Here is a 16,586-nt window from a genome sequence, read left to right as displayed (position 1 = left end):
CCGGCCGGGGTACGAGCCGCCGGTCGCCGCACTCAGAGGTGGCGCAGGTTCGTGCGCGCCAGCCGCCACGCCTCGCCGATCCCGCCGTCCAGGACGATCTTGCCCATGGACAGCGCGAACCCGCGCGCCTCGGCCGCCGTGACATGCGACGGCACCTCGAGAGCGTCGGCGGTCGTGACGACGTCGAGCAGCGCGGGCCCGTCGTGCGCGAGCACCTCCTTGACCGCCTCCCGCAGCCGGCCAGGCTCGGTGACCCTCCTGGTGAAGAACCCCGCGGCCGAGGCGATGGCGCCGTAGTCGACCATGTCGTGGTCGGTCTCGAACGGCGGGTCGCCGGCCACCATCATCTCCAGCCTGACCATCGCGAGGCTGGAGTTGTTGAAGACCACGACCTTGACCGGCAGCCGGTGCGTCTTCACCGTGAGCAGCTCGCCCATGAGCATCGCCAGCCCGCCGTCGCCGGACAGCGACACCACCTGCCTGCCCGGGTACGCGAACTGCGCGCCGATCGCCATGGGCAGCGCGTTGGCCATCGACCCGTGCACGAACGAGCCGATCAGCCGTCGCCTGCCGTTGGGGGTGAGGTACCTGGCCGCCCACGTGCAGCACATGCCGGTGTCGGCGGTGAAGATCGCGTCGTCGGCGGCGAGCTCGTCGACGAGCGCCGCGAGGTATTCGGGATGGATCGGCACCAGGTGGTCGACGTCGTGGGTGTAGGCGTCGACGCTCCGCCTGACGGCGCGTTCGTGCTCGCGCAGCATGCCGTCCAGGAAGGACCGGTCGGTCTTCTCGCGCAGCAGCGGCATCAGCGCCCTGATCGTGTGGCCCACGTCGGCGGCGATACCCTGGCTGATCGGCGCCCTGCGGCCGAGTCTGGACGGGTCGAGGTCGACCTGTACGTTGTCGCGGGCGGGCAGGAAGTCGGTGTAGGGGAAGTCGGTGCCCAGCAGCAGCACCAGATCGGCCTCGTGCAGCGCCTTGTGACAGGCGCCGTAGCCGAGCAACCCCGTCATGCCCACGTCGTAGGGGTTGTCGTACTGCATGACGTCCTTGCCGCGCAGCGTGTGGCCGATGGGCGCCTCCAGCCATGCCGCGAGCCGCAGTACCTCCTCGCGTGCCTCCGCGCACCCGATGCCCGCGAAGATCGCGATCTTGCTCGCGCCGTTGATCCGCTCGGCCAGCTCGGCCACCGCCGCGTCGTCGGGCACCGGCTTCGGGCGGCCGGCGACCAGCGCGCTGTCCGGAGGCTCGTGGGCCGACTCGTCGGAGAGAACGTCGCCCGGGAGCACGAGGACGGCCGCGCCGCCCTTGCCGACCGCGTTCTGGATCGCGATCCTCGCCGTGCGGTCCAACTGGGCCGGCTTGGAGACGAGCTCGCAGTAGTGGCTGGCCTGGCCGAACAGGAGCTCGGGTTTGGTCTCCTGGAAGAAGCCCATGCCGATCTGCGTGGAGGCGATGTGCGAGGCCAGGGCCAGGACGGGCGCGCCGGAGCGGTGCGCGTCCATGACGCCCTGAATCAGGTGCACGTTGCCAGGGCCGCAGCTTCCCGCGCACACCGCCAGCCGCCCGGTCAGCTGAGCCTCGGCGGAGGCCGCGAAGGCGGCGCTCTCCTCGTGGTGCACGTGCACCCACTGCAGGGTGCCGCTGCGTCTGACGGCGTCGCTGAAGGCGTTGAGGCTGTCGCCCACCAGCCCGTAGACGCGGGTGACTCCCGCCCGGACCAGCACGTCCACCAGATCGTCGGCTACGGTGCGGCTCATCGGCATCCCCTTTTCCTGTTCCGCACCACCTCCTACCCCGGACGGCGGGTCCAGTCGTGCCGTACCGGTCTGCCGGTCGGCCCTCCCCGGCGCGGGGCCGGGGAGGGGAGCTCAGCCGACCGCGGGCAGGGTGAGAGAGGTTCTCGCCAGATCCACCGTGAGCGTGGGGCGCCGGCCGGGATCGAGGAACTCCCAGTAGTCGGTCCCGCCGATCACCAGCCCGATACGGTGGCCCGCAGGGACGACGTGGTCGAGCGGCGACAGGTCGAAGCTCATCGTGTAGAACCGGCCGGGGTCCAGCGGGAGGCCGTGCCGCAGCGTGGCGTGGTGGCCGAGGTCGGCCCAGCCGGTGGCCACGATCTCGCGGTCCACGGTCGTGGTCGCCGTCTCGGTGTCGAGGTAGCAGGCGCTGTCGGCGCCGCTGCTCTCCCCCCAGCACGAGCGGGTGGTCAGCGTGCGGATGCCGCCCTGCCCGGTGATCTCGACGTAGTCCCTGATCGTCGCCGGGCCGTAGTCGACCACGGCGACGCCCACCCTGGCGACGGGCGTGGACGACTTCATCGTCACCGTGACCCGGCCCGTGCCCGACAGGCGGGTCTCGGTCGCGAGCGGCTCGGTCTTGTACAGCAGCCTGTTGTCGGAGGGCTCGTCCTTCACCCACTCGAACCGGCCGATGTCCGGGTTGTCGTGGAAAGTGGCCTGCGCGGGAGCCTCCGGACGGGTTGTGGACAGGCCCTCCGGCCGAGGCCACCACGTCCGCGGGCGCGCGGCGGGCGCGGGCCACGCCCGCGCGTCACTCCACCGGCCGGGCGCGTGCTCGATCGTCACGGCGGGTTCGCGGTCCACGCCGTTGTCGGCACCGCGCAGCCACCTGTCGAACCACCTCTCGACCGTGCTCACGTAGTCGGCCCTGCGCAGGTCGAACGGGTCCACGTGGCCGCCCTGGAACAGCCACGCCTTGCGCGGCACCCGCAACGCCCGCCACCAGAGGGAGAAGTTCGAGGCCGACACCGCGTAGTCGCCGAATCCCTGGGTCACGAAGACGCTCGCCCGTACCCTGTCGGCCTTGCCGGGGTAGTAGCGCTCCTGCCAGTACCTGTTCCAGTCGCCGTCGGTGCCCTCCTGCCTGTTCAGCTCCTCCGTGAACGGCGCGCACAGCCGCATCGCACGCTCGTTGTAGAGCTGCGGAGGGCCCGCGTCCGTCTGCTCGTAACCGCGCCAGGCGCCGTTGGCGTTGAAGGTGCGGTAGATGTCGGTGTTGCCGGCGATCGACACGACCGTCTTCAGCCCGCGCACCCCGGTCGTGGCGATGCCGTTGGCCAGCCACCCGTCGTGCGACTTGCCCCAGATGCCGACCGCGCCCGTCGACCAGCCCGCCCCGACCGGCTCGCCGCCGAATGGCCTGGTGTAGGCGCGGGCCCTGCCGTTCAGCCAGTTCACCACCTGCGCGCCGGCGGCCACGTCGTGCGGGCCGCCCCGGTCCATGCAGCCCGTCGACCTGTTGGTGCCCGACATGTCGACCAGCACCACCGCGTAGCCCTTCGGCACGAAGTAGTTGTCGTAGTAGAGCGGAAACCCGGCCGGCCTGCCGTCGGCGTCGTAGGTCTTCTTCTGGGCCTCGTTGCCCCTGCCGCAGCAGGCGTAGTAGGGGCTGATGTCCATCAGGACAGGGACCTTCTCACCGCTCGCCGCCGGCTCGGAGGGGCGGATGACGTCAGCGGCCAGGCGGTCCCTGTGGCCGTCGCGATCCAGGTCGACGTCGAGCTCCACCCACGCGGTCTCGCGGATGGCGTTCTCGTAGGAGTAGGTGGAGGCCTGCGCCTGGTGGACTGGGGTGGTCACGGCGATCGCCGTACAGACGGCGACCCATAATGATCTCATCCGCCAAGTCTCACACCGTTCTGTGGCGGCGGTAGTGGCGCGCGACCCTCGCCCGGTTGCCGCACAGCGCGGCCGCGCACCAGCGCCGCCTGGGATGCGCGGGCAGGAACAGCATCACGCAGTCGTGGGCCTCGCACTGGCGGATCCTCCCGCTCGCCTGGTCGCCCAGCAGGTCGGCCGCGGCCTCGGCGAGGGCGGCGGCCAGCCGTACACCAGGCGGGCCGGTGCGGACCTCTGTCGCGGTGAGCGCGGCACCGTCCCAGCTCAGCTCCCTGACGGCGGGTGCGGCCCGTTGCGCGTCGTTGAGGCCGCGCAGTGCGGCCTCGCCGGGCCGCTCCCCGCTCAGGAGGGCGTGGACGGCGGCACTCGCATGATCGCGTACGCCGCGCACGGCCGTCACGTCGTCCTCCGACAGCACCCCGTCGAAGCCCGGCAGCCTGTCGGCTTCGAGGTCGAGCCATCGCCTGAGGAGGTCGGGGGTGGCGATCAGGTCGGTGTCGAGGGGGCGGGTGTTGATCAGATCCAGCGCCAGAGGCTCTCCGATGAGCATGGCTCTAATGCTACATCGTCCTCTTACAGCATTAGGTGCACGCCGGCTCGTCACTTGAGACGGGATGCCCTCGCGTTGAGGTAGCGCTGCTCGGGCAGGCTGTCGGTACGCCGGGCCGCCGCCACGTATGACTCCCTCGCCGCCGCGCCGTCACCGGCCATCTCCAGCAGATGCGCCCGCACCGCCAGCACCCGGTGATGCCCGGTGATGCGCGGATCGGCCTCCACCTTCGACAGCAGCGACAGCCCCGCCGGGACATCCCCCGCCATCGCCACCGCCACCACGTGGTTCAGCGCCACCATCGGGTTGTCGGAGATCCGCATCAGCAGCTCGTACAGCGCCACGATCTGCGGCCAGTCCGTGTCCTCCGCCGTCGCCGCCTCGTCGTGGATCGCCGCGATCGCCGCCTGCAACTGGTACGGCCCGGCCGGCCCCCGCGGCAGCGCCTCGGAGATCAACGCCACGCCCTCCTCGACGTACTCCGCCTTCCAGAGCGCCCGATCCTGCTCGGCCAGCGGGATCAGCGCCCCGTCGCGGCCCGTCCTCGCAGGGCGGCGCGCGTCGGTGAGCAACATGAGCGCGAGCAGCCCCGCCACCTCGCCGTCGCGCGGCAGCAGCCCGTGGACGATCCTGGTCAGCCTGATCGCCTCGGCCGCCAGTTCGCTCCGGTACAGGTCGCTGCCCGACGTGCTCGCGTACCCCTCGGTGAAGATCAGATAGAGGACGTGCAGCACGGCCGTGAGCCGGTCGGCGCGCTCGGACTCGGCAGGGACGCGGAACGGCACGCCGCTCGCCCTGATGCGCTGCTTGGCCCTGCTGATGCGCGCCGTCATGGTCGTCTCGGGCACGAGGAAGGCGCGGGCGATCTCCGCCGTGGTCAGCCCGCCGACGGTGCGCAGCGTGAGTGCGATCTGCAGCGCGGGCGACAGCGCGGGATGGCAGCACATGAACAGCAGGATGAGCGTGTCGTCGGAGTCGGCGGCAGGCCGGTCGGCCGGGGGCGCCACCCGGTCCTCGCGCGTCGCCCACAGGGCGACGGTGTCCTCGCGACGCTGGCGCGCCTGCTCGCTGCGCAGCAGGTCCGTCAGCCTCCGGGAGGCGACCGTGATCAGCCAGGCGCGCGGGTTGACCGGCATCCCCTCGACCGGCCACTGCCGGGAGGCCGCGATCATGGCCTCCTGGACGGCGTCCTCCGCGGTGTCGAAATGCCCGTAGCGGCGCACGAGCGCCCCGAGCACCTGCGGCGCCAACCGGCGCAGCAGATCCTCGACACGTTGCTCGGCGTGCTCCCCGGTCATGGGAAGGTCATGCTTCCAGGTCGCCGCGCTCCTCGACGATCAGCCGCACGTCCGCCATCGCCCTGGCCCGCACGTGCGCGGGCGCGGGACACTCGGTCAGGCGGGCGGCGATCTCGGTGGCCCTGTCGAAGCTGTCGCACTCGACGATCGTGTAACCGGCGAGGACCTCGGCGGTCTCGGGGTAGGGCCCGTCGGTCACGACCGGGGCGCCGTCGCGCAGGCGGACCCGCCTGGTGTGCACGGGCGCCGCCAGGCCGCGGGCGTCGACGAACTCGCCGGACTCGACCAGTTCCTTGTTCCACTGCTCCATGAACGCGCCCATCGCCGCGAAGTCCTCGCCGGTCGAGGGCGACGGGTTCGCCGCGCTCTCCGCCATGGCGTCGTAGTCCTGCTGCGAGGCGTACAGCATGATCATGTACTTCATCGTGCCCTCTTCTCTCCTCGGTGCCCGTCGGCGCCTTCACCGGAGACGTCGTAGCCGCCGCACCCCACGTTGACACCTTGCCACGAACAATCACCGATTGTGACGCACGTCACAGACCGGCGCGCACCGGCATACGCGGTCGCATGGCGTGAGCCCGTCGATCCCACGTGGCCGGATTCGAGGGAGGGATGTCCAGAAGTGCGGCCATCGATCGGGGTGCTCCGGGCCTTGATGACTGCTGTCGGCCGCTGACGAAAGGAGAGATCATGAAGAGGTACGCGCGTGGAGGAATCCGGTCATGACCGCACTCTCCACTGAAAGGCAGACGAGCCTCGCCTCGCAGGCGTTGATCGCGCTCGGCCTGGCCGCGGGGCCGGTGGTGGCGCTGGGCTTCACCCGCTTCGCGTACGCGCTGCTGCTGCCGCCCATGCACCAGGAACTGCACTGGAGCTACGCCCAGGCGGGCGGCATGAACACCGCGAACGCGCTCGGGTACATCCTGGGCGCCGCCGGCGCCGCCTTCTGGGCCAGGAAGAGGGGAAGCCGCGCGGCGTTCCTGTGGAGCCTCGCCCTGAGCGGCGTCGCGCTGCTGGCGACGGCGGCGACGGCGAGCCTGCCGGTCCTGCTGGGACTGCGATTCGCCGGTGGGTTCACCACCGCGGTCGCCTTCGTGGTGGGATCGGCGCTGGCCTCCCGCATCGCCGTGGGCGCCGTGCAACGCCGTTCCGCGCTGCTCGTCGCCGTCTACATGACAGGCGTGGGCATCGGGGTCGTCATCTCCGGCCTCGTCGTTCCCGCCGCGCTCTCGTCGGGCGACGCGGGATGGCGGACGGGCTGGCTGCTCATGGGCGTGCTGGCCATGATCGCGCTGGTCCCGGCCTGGCTAGGCGCCAGGGCGGTGGCCGAGGCGACGGGCACGCACGCGGCCACGCTGTCCGGCGAGCAGATCCGCCGCCTCGGGCCGACGTTCGCCTGGTACATCCTGTTCGGCGCGGGCTACGTCAGCTACATGACGTTCGTCATCGCGCTGCTGAAGTCGCAGGGGCTCGGCGCGTCGATGACCGCGCTGTTCTTCGTCGTCCTCGGCGTCGCGTCGGTCGTCGCCACGCTCAGCGTCTGGGGGCACCTGGTCGGACGCCTTCGCGCGGGACGCGCGCCCGCTCTCGTCGCCGCCCTGGTGTTCCTCGGCGTCCTGCCCGTGCTGCTCATGCCCGCGGGCCCCGTGGCCGCCCTGCTGTCGGCCGTCGTCTTCGGCGGCGGCTTCATGGCGGGACCCACGGCCGCGACCGTGATCGCGCGCCGCATGCTGCCCGCGTCGGGCTGGACGGCGGGCATCGCCCTGCTGACCGTCGCCTTCTCCGTCGGGCAGGCCGTGGGCCCGCTCCTGTCAGGGCTGATGTCGGACGGCGAAGGCGGCATCGCCCGCGGCCTGTGGCTGTCGGCGGGGCTGCTCGTCCTGGCCGCTCTGACCGCGCTCGTCCAGCGCGAACACACCGCTTCCTGATCGGAGAACCCCGTGTACCAGCACATCCTCACCGCCATCGACGGTTCCACCAGGGCCGCCAGGGTCATGGACGCCGTCGAGTATCTCGCGAAGGCGACCGGCGCCGCCGTCCATGTCCTGCACGCGGACGAGGCGGAGGCCGTCTACGACAGGGTCGTCGACCTGGAGGACGACGACGTGGCCCAGGCCGTGATCGATCGCGAGGTCGTCAGGCTGCGCGCGGCGGGCGTCAACGCCGAGGGGGAGGTCGCCGACGTCCTGCACGAGAACGTCGCCGACCTCATCGTGACCAGGGCACGCGAGCTCGGCAGCGACCTGATCGTGCTCGGCCCCGGCCACCACGGCAGGATCGGCGCGCTGCTCGGGTCAAGCGTGAGTCATGAGGTCAGCCTCCGCGCTCCCGCATCGTTGCTGCTCGTGGTATGAATCGCAGCATGGGGCGGGCTGGTCGAGCCGTGGTCGTCGTCGTGTACGACGGCGTCCGCCTGCTCGATGTGACCGGCCCGCTCGAGGTGTTCACCGTGGCGAACGAGCACGGCGCCGACTACCGGCCGGTGCTCGCCTCGCCCGGTGGCCGCGACATCGTGACGAGCGGCGGCTTCAGGATGGGCGCCGACGTCGCGATGGAGGATCTCGACGAGAGCGTGCACGTCCTGCTCGTGCCCGGCAGTCCCGACGTGGCGGCGACCGCCGCCGACCAGCCGCTGCTCGAGCAGGTCAGGCGGCTGTCGCACAAGGCCGAGCAGGTGGCGTCCGTGTGCGCAGGAGCCTTCGTGCTCGCCGCCGCGGGACTGCTCGACGGTCACCGGGCCGCCACGCATTGGGACCTGGCCGAACGGCTCGCCCACGACTACCCGAAGATCAACGTGGACGGCGACGCCATCTTCGTCAGGGACGGCAAGGTGGTCACCTCGGCGGGGATCAGCTCGGGCATCGACCTGACGCTCGGCCTCGTCGAGGCCGACCACGGAGCCGACCTGGCCAGGACCGTCGCCAAGCACCTGGTCGTCTTCATGCAGAGGCCGGGCGGCCAGTCACAGTTCAGCGTCCGCCTCAACCCGCCGGCCCAGCGGTGCGAGCCGCTCAGGACGGCGCTCGACGCCGTCATCCTCGACCCGGCAGGTGACCACAGCCTGGAGGCGATGGCCGAACGGGCGGGCGTCAGCGTACGCCAGCTGACCAGGCTCTTCCGCCAGGAGCTCGACACGACGCCCGCCCGGTACGTCGAGCAGGCCCGCATGGAGCGGGCCAAGAACCTGCTGGAGACGGGAGACCAGCCACTCGACGTGGTCGCCCGCCGATCGGGGTTCGGCTCGCCCGAGACGATGCGCCGAGCCTTCGTCCGCGAACTCGGAGTGCCCCCTGTGGCCTACCGGGCCCGGTTCAGGACCACCGGCGACGGCTGCCCGACGTCCTGAGCGCCTCGTCGTCGCAGGGCGGGGCCGGGGCGGACGAACGCGCTTCAGCCCTCGCCTCATCGTGGGCGGAACACGGCCAGGTCACCGCCGCCTTGGAGGATTTGTTTGGCCCAATCACTTCGTTCGGAATTGGTACTTACAACCAGCCAAATCGGCTTGTAGCTTGGCCGTCGACGAGTGAACGAACGATGCTGAGCGCGCTGGTGGGCACGGCCCGTAGAGACAGCACGTCTTCACATGATGACGGCGCACGGCCGGTCCTCGTCCGATGAGTCGGGCCCCAGGGGTGGGTTTTCCGGCAGGACAACGCCGCTCTGATCGGCAAGAACCATGTGCGAGAGGAACACGATGAAGGCGATCAGGACACGCGACCGGGATGCCGGACTGGACGGGCTGGTGTGGGAGGACGCGCCCTATCCGCACGCGTCCGAGAACGACGTCATCGTCAAGGTGCACGCGGCCGGATTCACGCCCGGAGAGCTCGACTGGTCGGGCACCTGGATCGATCGCGCCGGCCGTGACCGCACGCCCACGATCCCCGGGCACGAGGTGTCCGGTGTGGTGGCCGAGCTGGGACTGGGCACCTCCGGCCTGACCGTGGGGCAGCGCGTGTTCGGGCTGACGGACTGGACGCGCGACGGCACGCTCGCCCAGTACGTGGCGGTGGAGGCCCGTAACCTGGCGCCGCTGCCGGCGACGATCGAGCACGTGCACGGCGCCGCGCTGCCCGTCTCCGGGCTCACCGCATGGCAGGGCCTCTTCGACCACGGACGACTGGAGGCTGGGCAGAGCGTGCTGATCCACGGCGCGGCGGGCGGGGTCGGATCGCTCGCGGTCCAGCTCGCCCACGACGCCGGGGCCCGCGTGATCGCCACAGGCCGCGCCGCCGCCCGGGACACGGCTCTGGAGCTGGGCGCTGACGCGTTCGTCGACCTTCAGAGCGACCGGCTGGAGGATGCAGGACCGGTGGACGTGGTGCTGGACGTGATCGGGGGCGAGGTGCTCGACCGCTCAGCCGCCCTGGTACGGCCCGGCGGAACTCTCGTCACCATCGCCGCACCTCCCAAGGTCCGGCCCGAGGACGGCCGCGCGATCTTCTTCATCGTCGAACCCGACCGGTATCGGCTCGCCGACCTGGCCCGGCGGGTCCAGGAGGGACGGCTGCGCCCGCTCGTGGGCGCCGTTCACTCGCTGGCCGAGGCTCGAACCGCGCTCACGGCGAAGCGGCGCGCCCCCGGCAGGACGATCATCCAGGTAGCCGACGAGCCGCCCGGCATCTGATGCCCCTGCTCCCGGCCAACCCGGACCGGCGTTGCTCGGCGCCCTTGGGATCAACTGCCCGGTCCGGCACCGGCGGGCGAGCGGACCGGCGGCCCCGCTCCGGGACGGCGAATCGGCGGCCCTGCTCCTGGGCGCCAGGATCGGCGGCCCTGCCGGTTGACCGCGCGGGGTTAGCGGACCCAGCCCGTGTAGCGGCGGCCCGATGCGGTGGCGGTGCGGCGACCGGGGCGGCGGTTCTCGTCGGGATCGAGGGTGGCCGCGACGGCCCGGACGAGCCAGGCGTTGACCGACAGGCTCTCCTTGCCCGCCGCGTCCTCGACCCTGGCCTTGAGATGCTCAGGCAGCCGGAAGTTGATGCGCGAGGTACCGCCCTCGTCGCCCTCCGGCGGCAGCGGCGGAGCGGGCGGCCTCAACGGGGAGGCGGCTGCGGGTGTGGAGTCGAGGCCCTCGTCCGCCGACTCCTCGAGCGGCATCCTGACGACGAAGTCGGGGTCGCGACCGCGCAGGCGGACGTCGACCGACCCGGGCGCCAGGTCGCGGGTGATCTCGTCGGCCGCCTTCGACAGCGCTTCCAGCAGGGCTAGCCTGGTGGCGGACTCCAGCGGCCCGGTGAGCCGCTCGGCGAGCGCGCGGGCTTCCTCACCCCCGACTTCGGCAGCGGCCGCCAGCTCCTGGCGCAGATAGTCGACGTAAGGCGCGAGATCCATGACGCCACTATGGCGTCAACCTGGCGTCATGGCAAGCCGGTGGTAGGCCCGCACGGCTCCGCCATCAGCGCTCTCACCTGCGGCGGCACACCTCGTCGCGGCCGCTCTCAGTGATCGTGAGGGCCCGGAGGCCGTCGAGGAGCACGCCGCTGCCGCAGGTGAGCGGGGCGGCGTTCCCCAGGGCCGGATGATCGTCGGCGGCCGCCGACGACATTCCGGTGAACGCGAGTCCTCCGGCCGCCGTGACCGCAGCCGCGAGCTTCGACAGTTTCCGCCGGGTGCGCATGTTGGTTCCTCTCTGTCTGGAGTCGGGGTCGACTGCCAACCGTCGCGCAGTCCGCAATGCCGTTCGAGGACAGCCAGAGGACTTTGACCGGCCAGAGCACCGGTCAGCTCCAGCAGGCAGTGGGCGGCCTGGGTGATGCGGGCGGAGGTCTGTTCGCCGAGCCGGACGGAGCGGCCGAGGGAGGCCGGATGCAGCTCGGCGAGTGCTGCGGCGACCGGGCTGGCGTCGGGCAGCGCCTGCGGGGCGGCCCGGAAACGTGCGTGAGCGCCCGGAAACGTGCGTGAGCGCCCGGAACGTGCGTGAGCGCCTGGAAACAGCTGCCGGGCCCTCCGGGCGCACCCGCTCGGCGCCCCTCCATGAGCCGCTCATGCCGGGCGAGGTCGTCGGGGCGGTCGGGGTGCGAATCACAGTGATCAGAATGGGACGTGCGTCATCGTGTACCACGTCGGAGCGAATACCAGCAGGACCAGTGCGCCGAGGACCACGAACGACTTGAGCACGCGTGAGGTGGTGGTGATCACGGGCGCGACGGGCCTCAGCTTCCATCGTCCGATCGCGATGAACGCCGCGGCGCCTCCCAGCAGGAGATTCGCAGGCACCAATGCGTATTCGCCGCGCGTGACGTGAAAGCCGGCCGCGAGGATCATCGTCAGCGTCAGGCCGACGGCGGCGAGCGGCGTCAGCTTCGGCTTGACGCCCGTCATCGCCGGCAGGATCAGGCCGATGCCGCCTAGGACCTCACAGACCCCGATGAAGACGATCAGGGGTTGCGGCACCGCGGCGTACCAAGCCACGGCCCGGGGCGCCGCCGCGTACAGAGCTTCGTCATACAGCAGCACCTTGCCGAAGCCGCTGCCGGCGAAGAAGAAGCCGAACAGCACTTGAAGTGGCCAGAGTGCGCCGTTGAGCGTGAACCTCGTTCCGCGCCGCTTGGGCTGCTGCTCGATGTCCTTGGCGTCGAGAAGGTTCTCGCTGACGTGCCGGTTCATGTCCTGTCACGACCTTTCTTGTCGGGTTGATTGTTCCTTCGTCAGCACGTGGTGGTCGGTACGTGGTGACAGGACTGATTCGACCACCGCGGCGAGGTCGCGCGCGCTGTCCGTGGGACACGGTGGGACACGCGGGATGCCGTCCACCTGCGGAAACACGAATGTGTACCGTGACTGCGGGTTGGGACGGTTCCCGTGGTACGGGTATCGAGCAGAGATCTTCCGGTGCCGGAACTTGATCGCGACCGCCTGATCCCGCGGCAGATCAGCGGCCCGCCACACCTCTCCGAAGCAGCCGTCACCCAACGGACGCTCCAGCCGATCCCTGGACGATCGCCTCGGCACGGTCGACGTTCAAGGCGTCTGCATCACCTGTGGACACCGTGGTCTCGCAGCCGCCCACCGATGCGATCAGGGTGTCGTCAGGCGGGCCAGAGCGTATTGATCGGGCCGAGGACGACGTGGATGATCGATCAGTACTTGTGTGATCAGACGTGACGGCCGCCCTGCATGGCCGTGCACGACTGGAGCGTGGCGAGCGGGCGGAGTACTCCGGTCGCTCCCCGCGCCGGGCACGGCGGCGTGACCGGTGATGACGTAGGGGGACAGAGCGATGCTTTCGAAGCCGTGGCAGGGACGTCTGCTCGCACTCGTGGCATGCCTCATATGCGATCTGGTGGCGCCGTCGATCCTCGGCAGGAACGACGGCGGGATCCTCTCCTTCGTGATGCTCATCGCCAACATGGGCGGCCTGCTGGCCGCGCCGCTTCTGCTGCTGCTCTTCCTGGGCGGCCGACTGCGGTGGGTCGCCGCCGCGGCACTGACGCAACTGATCCTCGGCCTGGTCACTTTTCTCGGTGGAGCGCAACCCCTGCACGCTTTGTACTTGACCGTCCTGGGCCGACCGGTCGAGGCCACAGTCGCGGACACGATCCGCGAGTGTGGCGAGCAGGCCCACGGCCAGGATGCCGCCACCTCATATGTCTGCACGAACTTTCTGAAGCTTGAAGGGCCGAGCGGCGACGAGGTGGGCGGTGGCGCGATGATGGGGAGTGAGTTCGTGGGGGCACGGCTGGAGGCGGTCCGCACGGACGGTGATCCGGCGGAGTCGATCGTCGTCCTTGAGGATCCGCTCGGACTGCTACGTCCGCTCCCGGCCGATCCCCGAACCGGATGGCCCATGGTGAGCACCGCCAAGCACGTCCACGCCGTGGTCTTGGTGATCTGCTGGATCATGTTCCTCGGCACGCTCGCCGTGGCCGTCGTGACCAGCCGGGGGCAACGGCCCCGGGTCGAATCCACCAGCGAAGACGGCGCCGCCTTGGACCCGTGAGCACGGCCCATGCCCCAAGCGAGCCTGCGCCGCCTCCCGCCACGTGGCCGGGGCCGGGTCACTGACGCAGCCCTTCCTCCAGCGTCTTCCGGTGGGCCCTCACCCACTGTTCTGCGGCGTGGATCTCATCCACCACTCTGCGCCCTTGCAGCCGCAGCATGGCCGGGTCCCCGGCGCGGGCGGCCCGCTCGATGCCGGTGCGGCAGCGCTCCTGCCACCACAGCACGGCTGCGATCAGCTCGGATCGGTCGGTCAGGTCGTACCCCTCGCAGACGGCTCGCATCCCCGCCAGGGTCGGCTCGACCTCACGCAGACGGGTGAATTGCCAGCACGGGTGCGCCACGTCGTGGATGCGCCGGCCGGGTGCGGCCAGGTCCCAATCGACGAACGCGATCGCTCTGCCGCCTGAGTAGATGGTGTTGCCGGGGGACAGGTCGTTGTGGCAGCGCGGCCTCGACCAGCCGCGCGCGGCCGCAAGGGCACGCCGCCGCCCGCCCGGAAGGACGGGCGGGACCTGCAGTCACCGCTGGCCAGCCCTCGCGCGCGGGAATCGTGGACCTAGCCTGAAAGCGGGTCCGCCGAATTGCGGTACGAACCGCAGTCTGGCCGTGTGACCTGGGGAAGGAGAGGGGAGCGGGTGCGGCTATTTGAGCAAGCCTTGGGAGACCGGCGTTCGGTGTCCGACCTAATCTGGGAAGGTTCCGGCAGGTCAGCCGGTTGAGGAGGAAGCCATGGCGAAGTTCATGGACGTCCATCACGGCATGGTGGGCATCACCGACCAGCAGCTTCAGGAAGCACACGCCGCCGACCTCGCGATACAGGCCGAGGAGGGGGTGACTTTCGAGCACGCGTGGGCCGACCCGACCGAGGGCCTGATCTACTGCCTGTCGGAAGCCCCGGACGCGGAAGCCGTCCAGCGCATACACCAGCGGGCCGGTCACCCCGCCGATGAGATCCACGCGGTGCCGTTGATGGCCTGACCGCTCAGAGCAGGGCGCTGACCAGGTCGGCGAACTCGTCAGGGGTGGCGATCCTGACGCCCAGGCTCTCCGCCTTGGCGCGTTTGGAGCCCGCCTTCTCGCCCGCGACCAGCAACGACGTCTTCGCCGACACGCTGGAGGACGCCTTCCCTCCCGCGCGCTCGATGAGCTCGTTCATCTCGTTGCGCGACAGCGCCTCCAGCGGTCCGCTCATCGCGCCCGTCACCACGACCGACATCCCCGCCAGCGGAAGCGCGGCCACCGCCGCGTCGCCTTCGGCACCGCCGGAGGCGTCGCCGGACGAACCGGAAGCGGAGCCGGGGCCGGACACGCCGGGTTCGGTCATGTTCACGCCCGCCTTGACCAGCTTGTCGATGATCGGGCCCACCTCGACCAGTTCGGCCACCACGACGGCGGCCTTCGCCGAGCCGATGCCCTCCACCTCTTGGATCGCCGCCGCGTCGGCCACGCGGACGGCTTCCATCGTGCCGAAGTGGCGGGCGATGCGGCGGCTCATCGCACGGCCCGTGCCGCGCACGCCGAGCGCGGCGAACACCCTGCTCAACGGCTGGCCCTTGGCCCGTTCGAGCGCGGCCAGCAGGTTTTCGGTGCTGACCTCGCCCATCCGCTCCAGGCCGAGCACCTGCTCGCGGGTCAGGAAGAACAGGTCGGCGAAGTCGGCGATGAGCCCGGCGTCGAGCAGCTGCTGGATCCGGTTGTCGGCGAGCCCTTCGATGTCGAGCTGGTCGCGGCCCGCGGCGTATCCGATCGAGGCGATCGCCCTGCAGTCGCGGCCGCGCACGCACCGCCAGCGCTCCTGGCTGGTGTCGATCGCGTCGCCGCAGTTTGGGCAGACCTGCGGGATCTCGATCGGCCGCTCGTCACCGGTGCGCAGGTGCACCACGGGGGACTCCACGCGCGGGATCACGTCACCCGCCTTGTAGACGACCACGCTGTCGCCGAGCATGAGCCCGCGGCGGGTGATGTCGGCGACATTGTGCAGGGTGGCGTACTCGACGACGCTCCCGTCGAGGAGGACGGGCTCCAGAACGGCACGCGGAGCGATGACGCCCGTGCGCCCCGTGTTCCACTCCACGGCGAGCAGCTTGGTGATCTTCTCGGTGGCGGGCAGCTTGTAGGCGATCGCCCAACGCGGCGCGCGCGTGCCGAACCCGGCCTGCGCCTGGTCGGCGGCCAGGTCGCACTTGATGACGATGCCGTCGATGCCGAAGGGCAGCTCGGCGCGCGCGGCGGCGATCTGCTCGACGCGCTCCAGCACCTGCTCGATCGTGGTCGCGACGATCCCGGCCACGGGCGTGGCCGCGGTCGTCTGCACACCATGCGCGGCCACCCACCGCATGATCTCGCCGTGCGGCAGCTCACGCAGCCGCGTCGCGAGCGCGGAGTCGTCGTCGGGCGGCAGGGGCAGCGCGCCGTACCCGAAGAACGTCAGCTCGCAGGTGTACGGCCGGTCCTGCGCGCGAAGCGTGCCGGCGGCCGCGCTGCGCGCGTTGGCGAACGTGGTGCCGTCGTGGGCCTGGCGCTTGGCACAGGCGGCGTCGAACTGCTCGGCCGTCATCATCACCTCGCCGCGCAGCTCCACCGTGATCTCCTCGGCCAGCCGGTCGGGCAGCCCGACGACGGTGCCGATGGCGTGGGACACGTCCTCGCCGGCGGTGCCGTCACCGCGGGTGACCAGCTGGACCAGGCGGCCACGCCGATAGCGCGCGGAGATCGCGAGGCCGTCGAGCTTGGGCTCGACGCTCCACGCGGTGACGGGCCGGCCGAGCCTGCGCTCCACCGATGCGGCCCAGTCGGCCAGCTGCTCGGCTCGGAAGACGTTGTCGAGGGAGAGCATCGGCACCGTGTGAGGGACGTCGCCCACCACCGCGCCGCCTGCCACCTTGCCCGTCGGCGAGTCGGGCAGCACCTCGCCGGGGTGGGCCTCCTCGTAGGCGGCGATCCCGCGCACCAGCCGGTCGTAGGCGTCGTCGTCGAGCGTGGAGGTGCCGTCGGCGTAGTAGGCGGCGGAGGCGTCGACCGCCAGCCGGACTGCCTCGGCGTAGGCGGACTGGTCGGCCAGGGCGGTGATCGGGGGCGCGTCGCTCATGAACTCATCATGCCTGTCAGCACTGACAATTCCGGCCGCTGGAAGAGGCATCGGAAGAGGTCGAG

Annotated in this window: 16 protein-coding genes; 6 read left to right on the top strand and 10 right to left on the bottom strand. The window is 70.9% G+C overall.

Going from position 1 to position 16,586, the window contains the following annotated elements; genetic code table 11:
- Window positions 1–32: 32 nt before the first annotated feature.
- From ACFSKW_RS01315 to ACFSKW_RS01295, 5 genes are all read right to left on the bottom strand, one after another.
- A complete protein-coding gene (locus ACFSKW_RS01315) occupies window positions 33–1,760 on the bottom strand; it encodes a thiamine pyrophosphate-dependent enzyme (RefSeq protein ID WP_379568206.1) in 1,728 nt (575 codons plus the stop codon).
- 111 nt (window positions 1,761–1,871) lie between these two features.
- Window positions 1,872–3,641 carry a CocE/NonD family hydrolase gene (locus ACFSKW_RS01310; protein WP_379568204.1) on the bottom strand — a complete coding sequence of 590 codons (1,770 nt, stop codon included), beginning with the start codon at window positions 3,639–3,641 and terminating at the stop codon, window positions 1,872–1,874.
- Between the two features lie 10 nt (window positions 3,642–3,651).
- The gene (locus ACFSKW_RS01305) at window positions 3,652–4,191 is read right to left on the bottom strand and encodes a CGNR zinc finger domain-containing protein (protein WP_379568202.1); all 540 of its coding nucleotides are present in this window, start codon (window positions 4,189–4,191) and stop codon (window positions 3,652–3,654) included.
- Window positions 4,192–4,241: 50 nt separating this feature from the next.
- A complete protein-coding gene (locus tag ACFSKW_RS01300; RefSeq protein WP_379568200.1) occupies window positions 4,242–5,489 on the bottom strand; it encodes an RNA polymerase sigma factor in 1,248 nt (415 codons plus the stop codon).
- Window positions 5,490–5,496: 7 nt separating this feature from the next.
- Window positions 5,497–5,913 (bottom strand): YciI family protein, encoded by a 417-nt coding sequence (locus tag ACFSKW_RS01295; RefSeq protein ID WP_379568198.1) that lies wholly within the window; start codon window positions 5,911–5,913, stop codon window positions 5,497–5,499.
- 298 nt (window positions 5,914–6,211) lie between these two features.
- On the opposite strand from ACFSKW_RS01295, the gene ACFSKW_RS01290 reads away from it, so the two are divergent.
- The 4 genes from ACFSKW_RS01290 (at window position 6,212) to ACFSKW_RS01275 (ending at window position 10,116) form a co-directional block, all read left to right on the top strand.
- Window positions 6,212–7,417: a YbfB/YjiJ family MFS transporter gene (locus ACFSKW_RS01290; RefSeq protein WP_379568196.1), complete on the top strand. Its 1,206-nt coding sequence runs from the start codon at window positions 6,212–6,214 to the stop codon at window positions 7,415–7,417.
- Between the two features lie 12 nt (window positions 7,418–7,429).
- Window positions 7,430–7,843, top strand: coding sequence for a universal stress protein (locus ACFSKW_RS01285; protein WP_379568194.1), 414 nt, complete (start codon window positions 7,430–7,432; stop codon window positions 7,841–7,843).
- 8 nt (window positions 7,844–7,851) lie between these two features.
- Window positions 7,852–8,835, top strand: a complete 984-nt coding sequence (locus tag ACFSKW_RS01280) for a GlxA family transcriptional regulator (RefSeq protein WP_379568192.1) — start codon at window positions 7,852–7,854, stop codon at window positions 8,833–8,835.
- Window positions 8,836–9,183: 348 nt separating this feature from the next.
- A complete protein-coding gene (locus tag ACFSKW_RS01275) occupies window positions 9,184–10,116 on the top strand; it encodes an NADP-dependent oxidoreductase (RefSeq protein WP_379568190.1) in 933 nt (310 codons plus the stop codon).
- Window positions 10,117–10,286: 170 nt separating this feature from the next.
- Here ACFSKW_RS01275 and ACFSKW_RS01270 read toward each other — a convergent pair whose 3' ends face one another.
- The 3 genes from ACFSKW_RS01270 to ACFSKW_RS01260 form a co-directional block, all read right to left on the bottom strand.
- A complete protein-coding gene (locus ACFSKW_RS01270) occupies window positions 10,287–10,823 on the bottom strand; it encodes a hypothetical protein (protein WP_379568188.1) in 537 nt (178 codons plus the stop codon).
- 73 nt (window positions 10,824–10,896) lie between these two features.
- On the bottom strand, window positions 10,897–11,109 hold the full coding sequence (locus ACFSKW_RS01265; protein WP_379568186.1) for a hypothetical protein: 213 nt from the start codon (window positions 11,107–11,109) through the stop codon (window positions 10,897–10,899).
- A 413-nt stretch (window positions 11,110–11,522) separates the two neighbouring features.
- Window positions 11,523–12,098 carry a DoxX family protein gene (locus ACFSKW_RS01260; protein ID WP_379568184.1) on the bottom strand — a complete coding sequence of 192 codons (576 nt, stop codon included), beginning with the start codon at window positions 12,096–12,098 and terminating at the stop codon, window positions 11,523–11,525.
- Window positions 12,099–12,774: 676 nt separating this feature from the next.
- Here ACFSKW_RS01260 and ACFSKW_RS01255 point away from each other — a divergent pair.
- Window positions 12,775–13,431 carry a hypothetical protein gene (locus tag ACFSKW_RS01255; RefSeq protein ID WP_379568182.1) on the top strand — a complete coding sequence of 219 codons (657 nt, stop codon included), beginning with the start codon at window positions 12,775–12,777 and terminating at the stop codon, window positions 13,429–13,431.
- 58 nt (window positions 13,432–13,489) lie between these two features.
- On the opposite strand, the gene ACFSKW_RS01250 is transcribed toward ACFSKW_RS01255, so the two are convergent.
- Window positions 13,490–13,951 carry a phosphotransferase family protein gene (locus tag ACFSKW_RS01250; RefSeq protein ID WP_379569168.1) on the bottom strand — a complete coding sequence of 154 codons (462 nt, stop codon included), beginning with the start codon at window positions 13,949–13,951 and terminating at the stop codon, window positions 13,490–13,492.
- 211 nt (window positions 13,952–14,162) lie between these two features.
- On the opposite strand from ACFSKW_RS01250, the gene ACFSKW_RS01245 reads away from it, so the two are divergent.
- Window positions 14,163–14,411, top strand: coding sequence for an SCO4226 family nickel-binding protein (locus tag ACFSKW_RS01245; protein ID WP_379568180.1), 249 nt, complete (start codon window positions 14,163–14,165; stop codon window positions 14,409–14,411).
- A gap of 4 nt (window positions 14,412–14,415) precedes the next feature.
- Here ACFSKW_RS01245 and ligA read toward each other — a convergent pair whose 3' ends face one another.
- Complete coding sequence (gene ligA / locus ACFSKW_RS01240) at window positions 14,416–16,521, bottom strand: NAD-dependent DNA ligase LigA (protein ID WP_379568178.1); 2,106 nt, start codon at window positions 16,519–16,521, stop codon at window positions 14,416–14,418.
- Window positions 16,522–16,586 lie beyond the last annotated feature (65 nt).

It is taken from the genome of Nonomuraea mangrovi (genome assembly GCF_042681425.1).
GTDB lineage: Bacteria > Actinomycetota > Actinomycetes > Streptosporangiales > Streptosporangiaceae > Nonomuraea > Nonomuraea mangrovi.
This window is presented reverse-complemented; position numbering and strand designations above follow the sequence as displayed.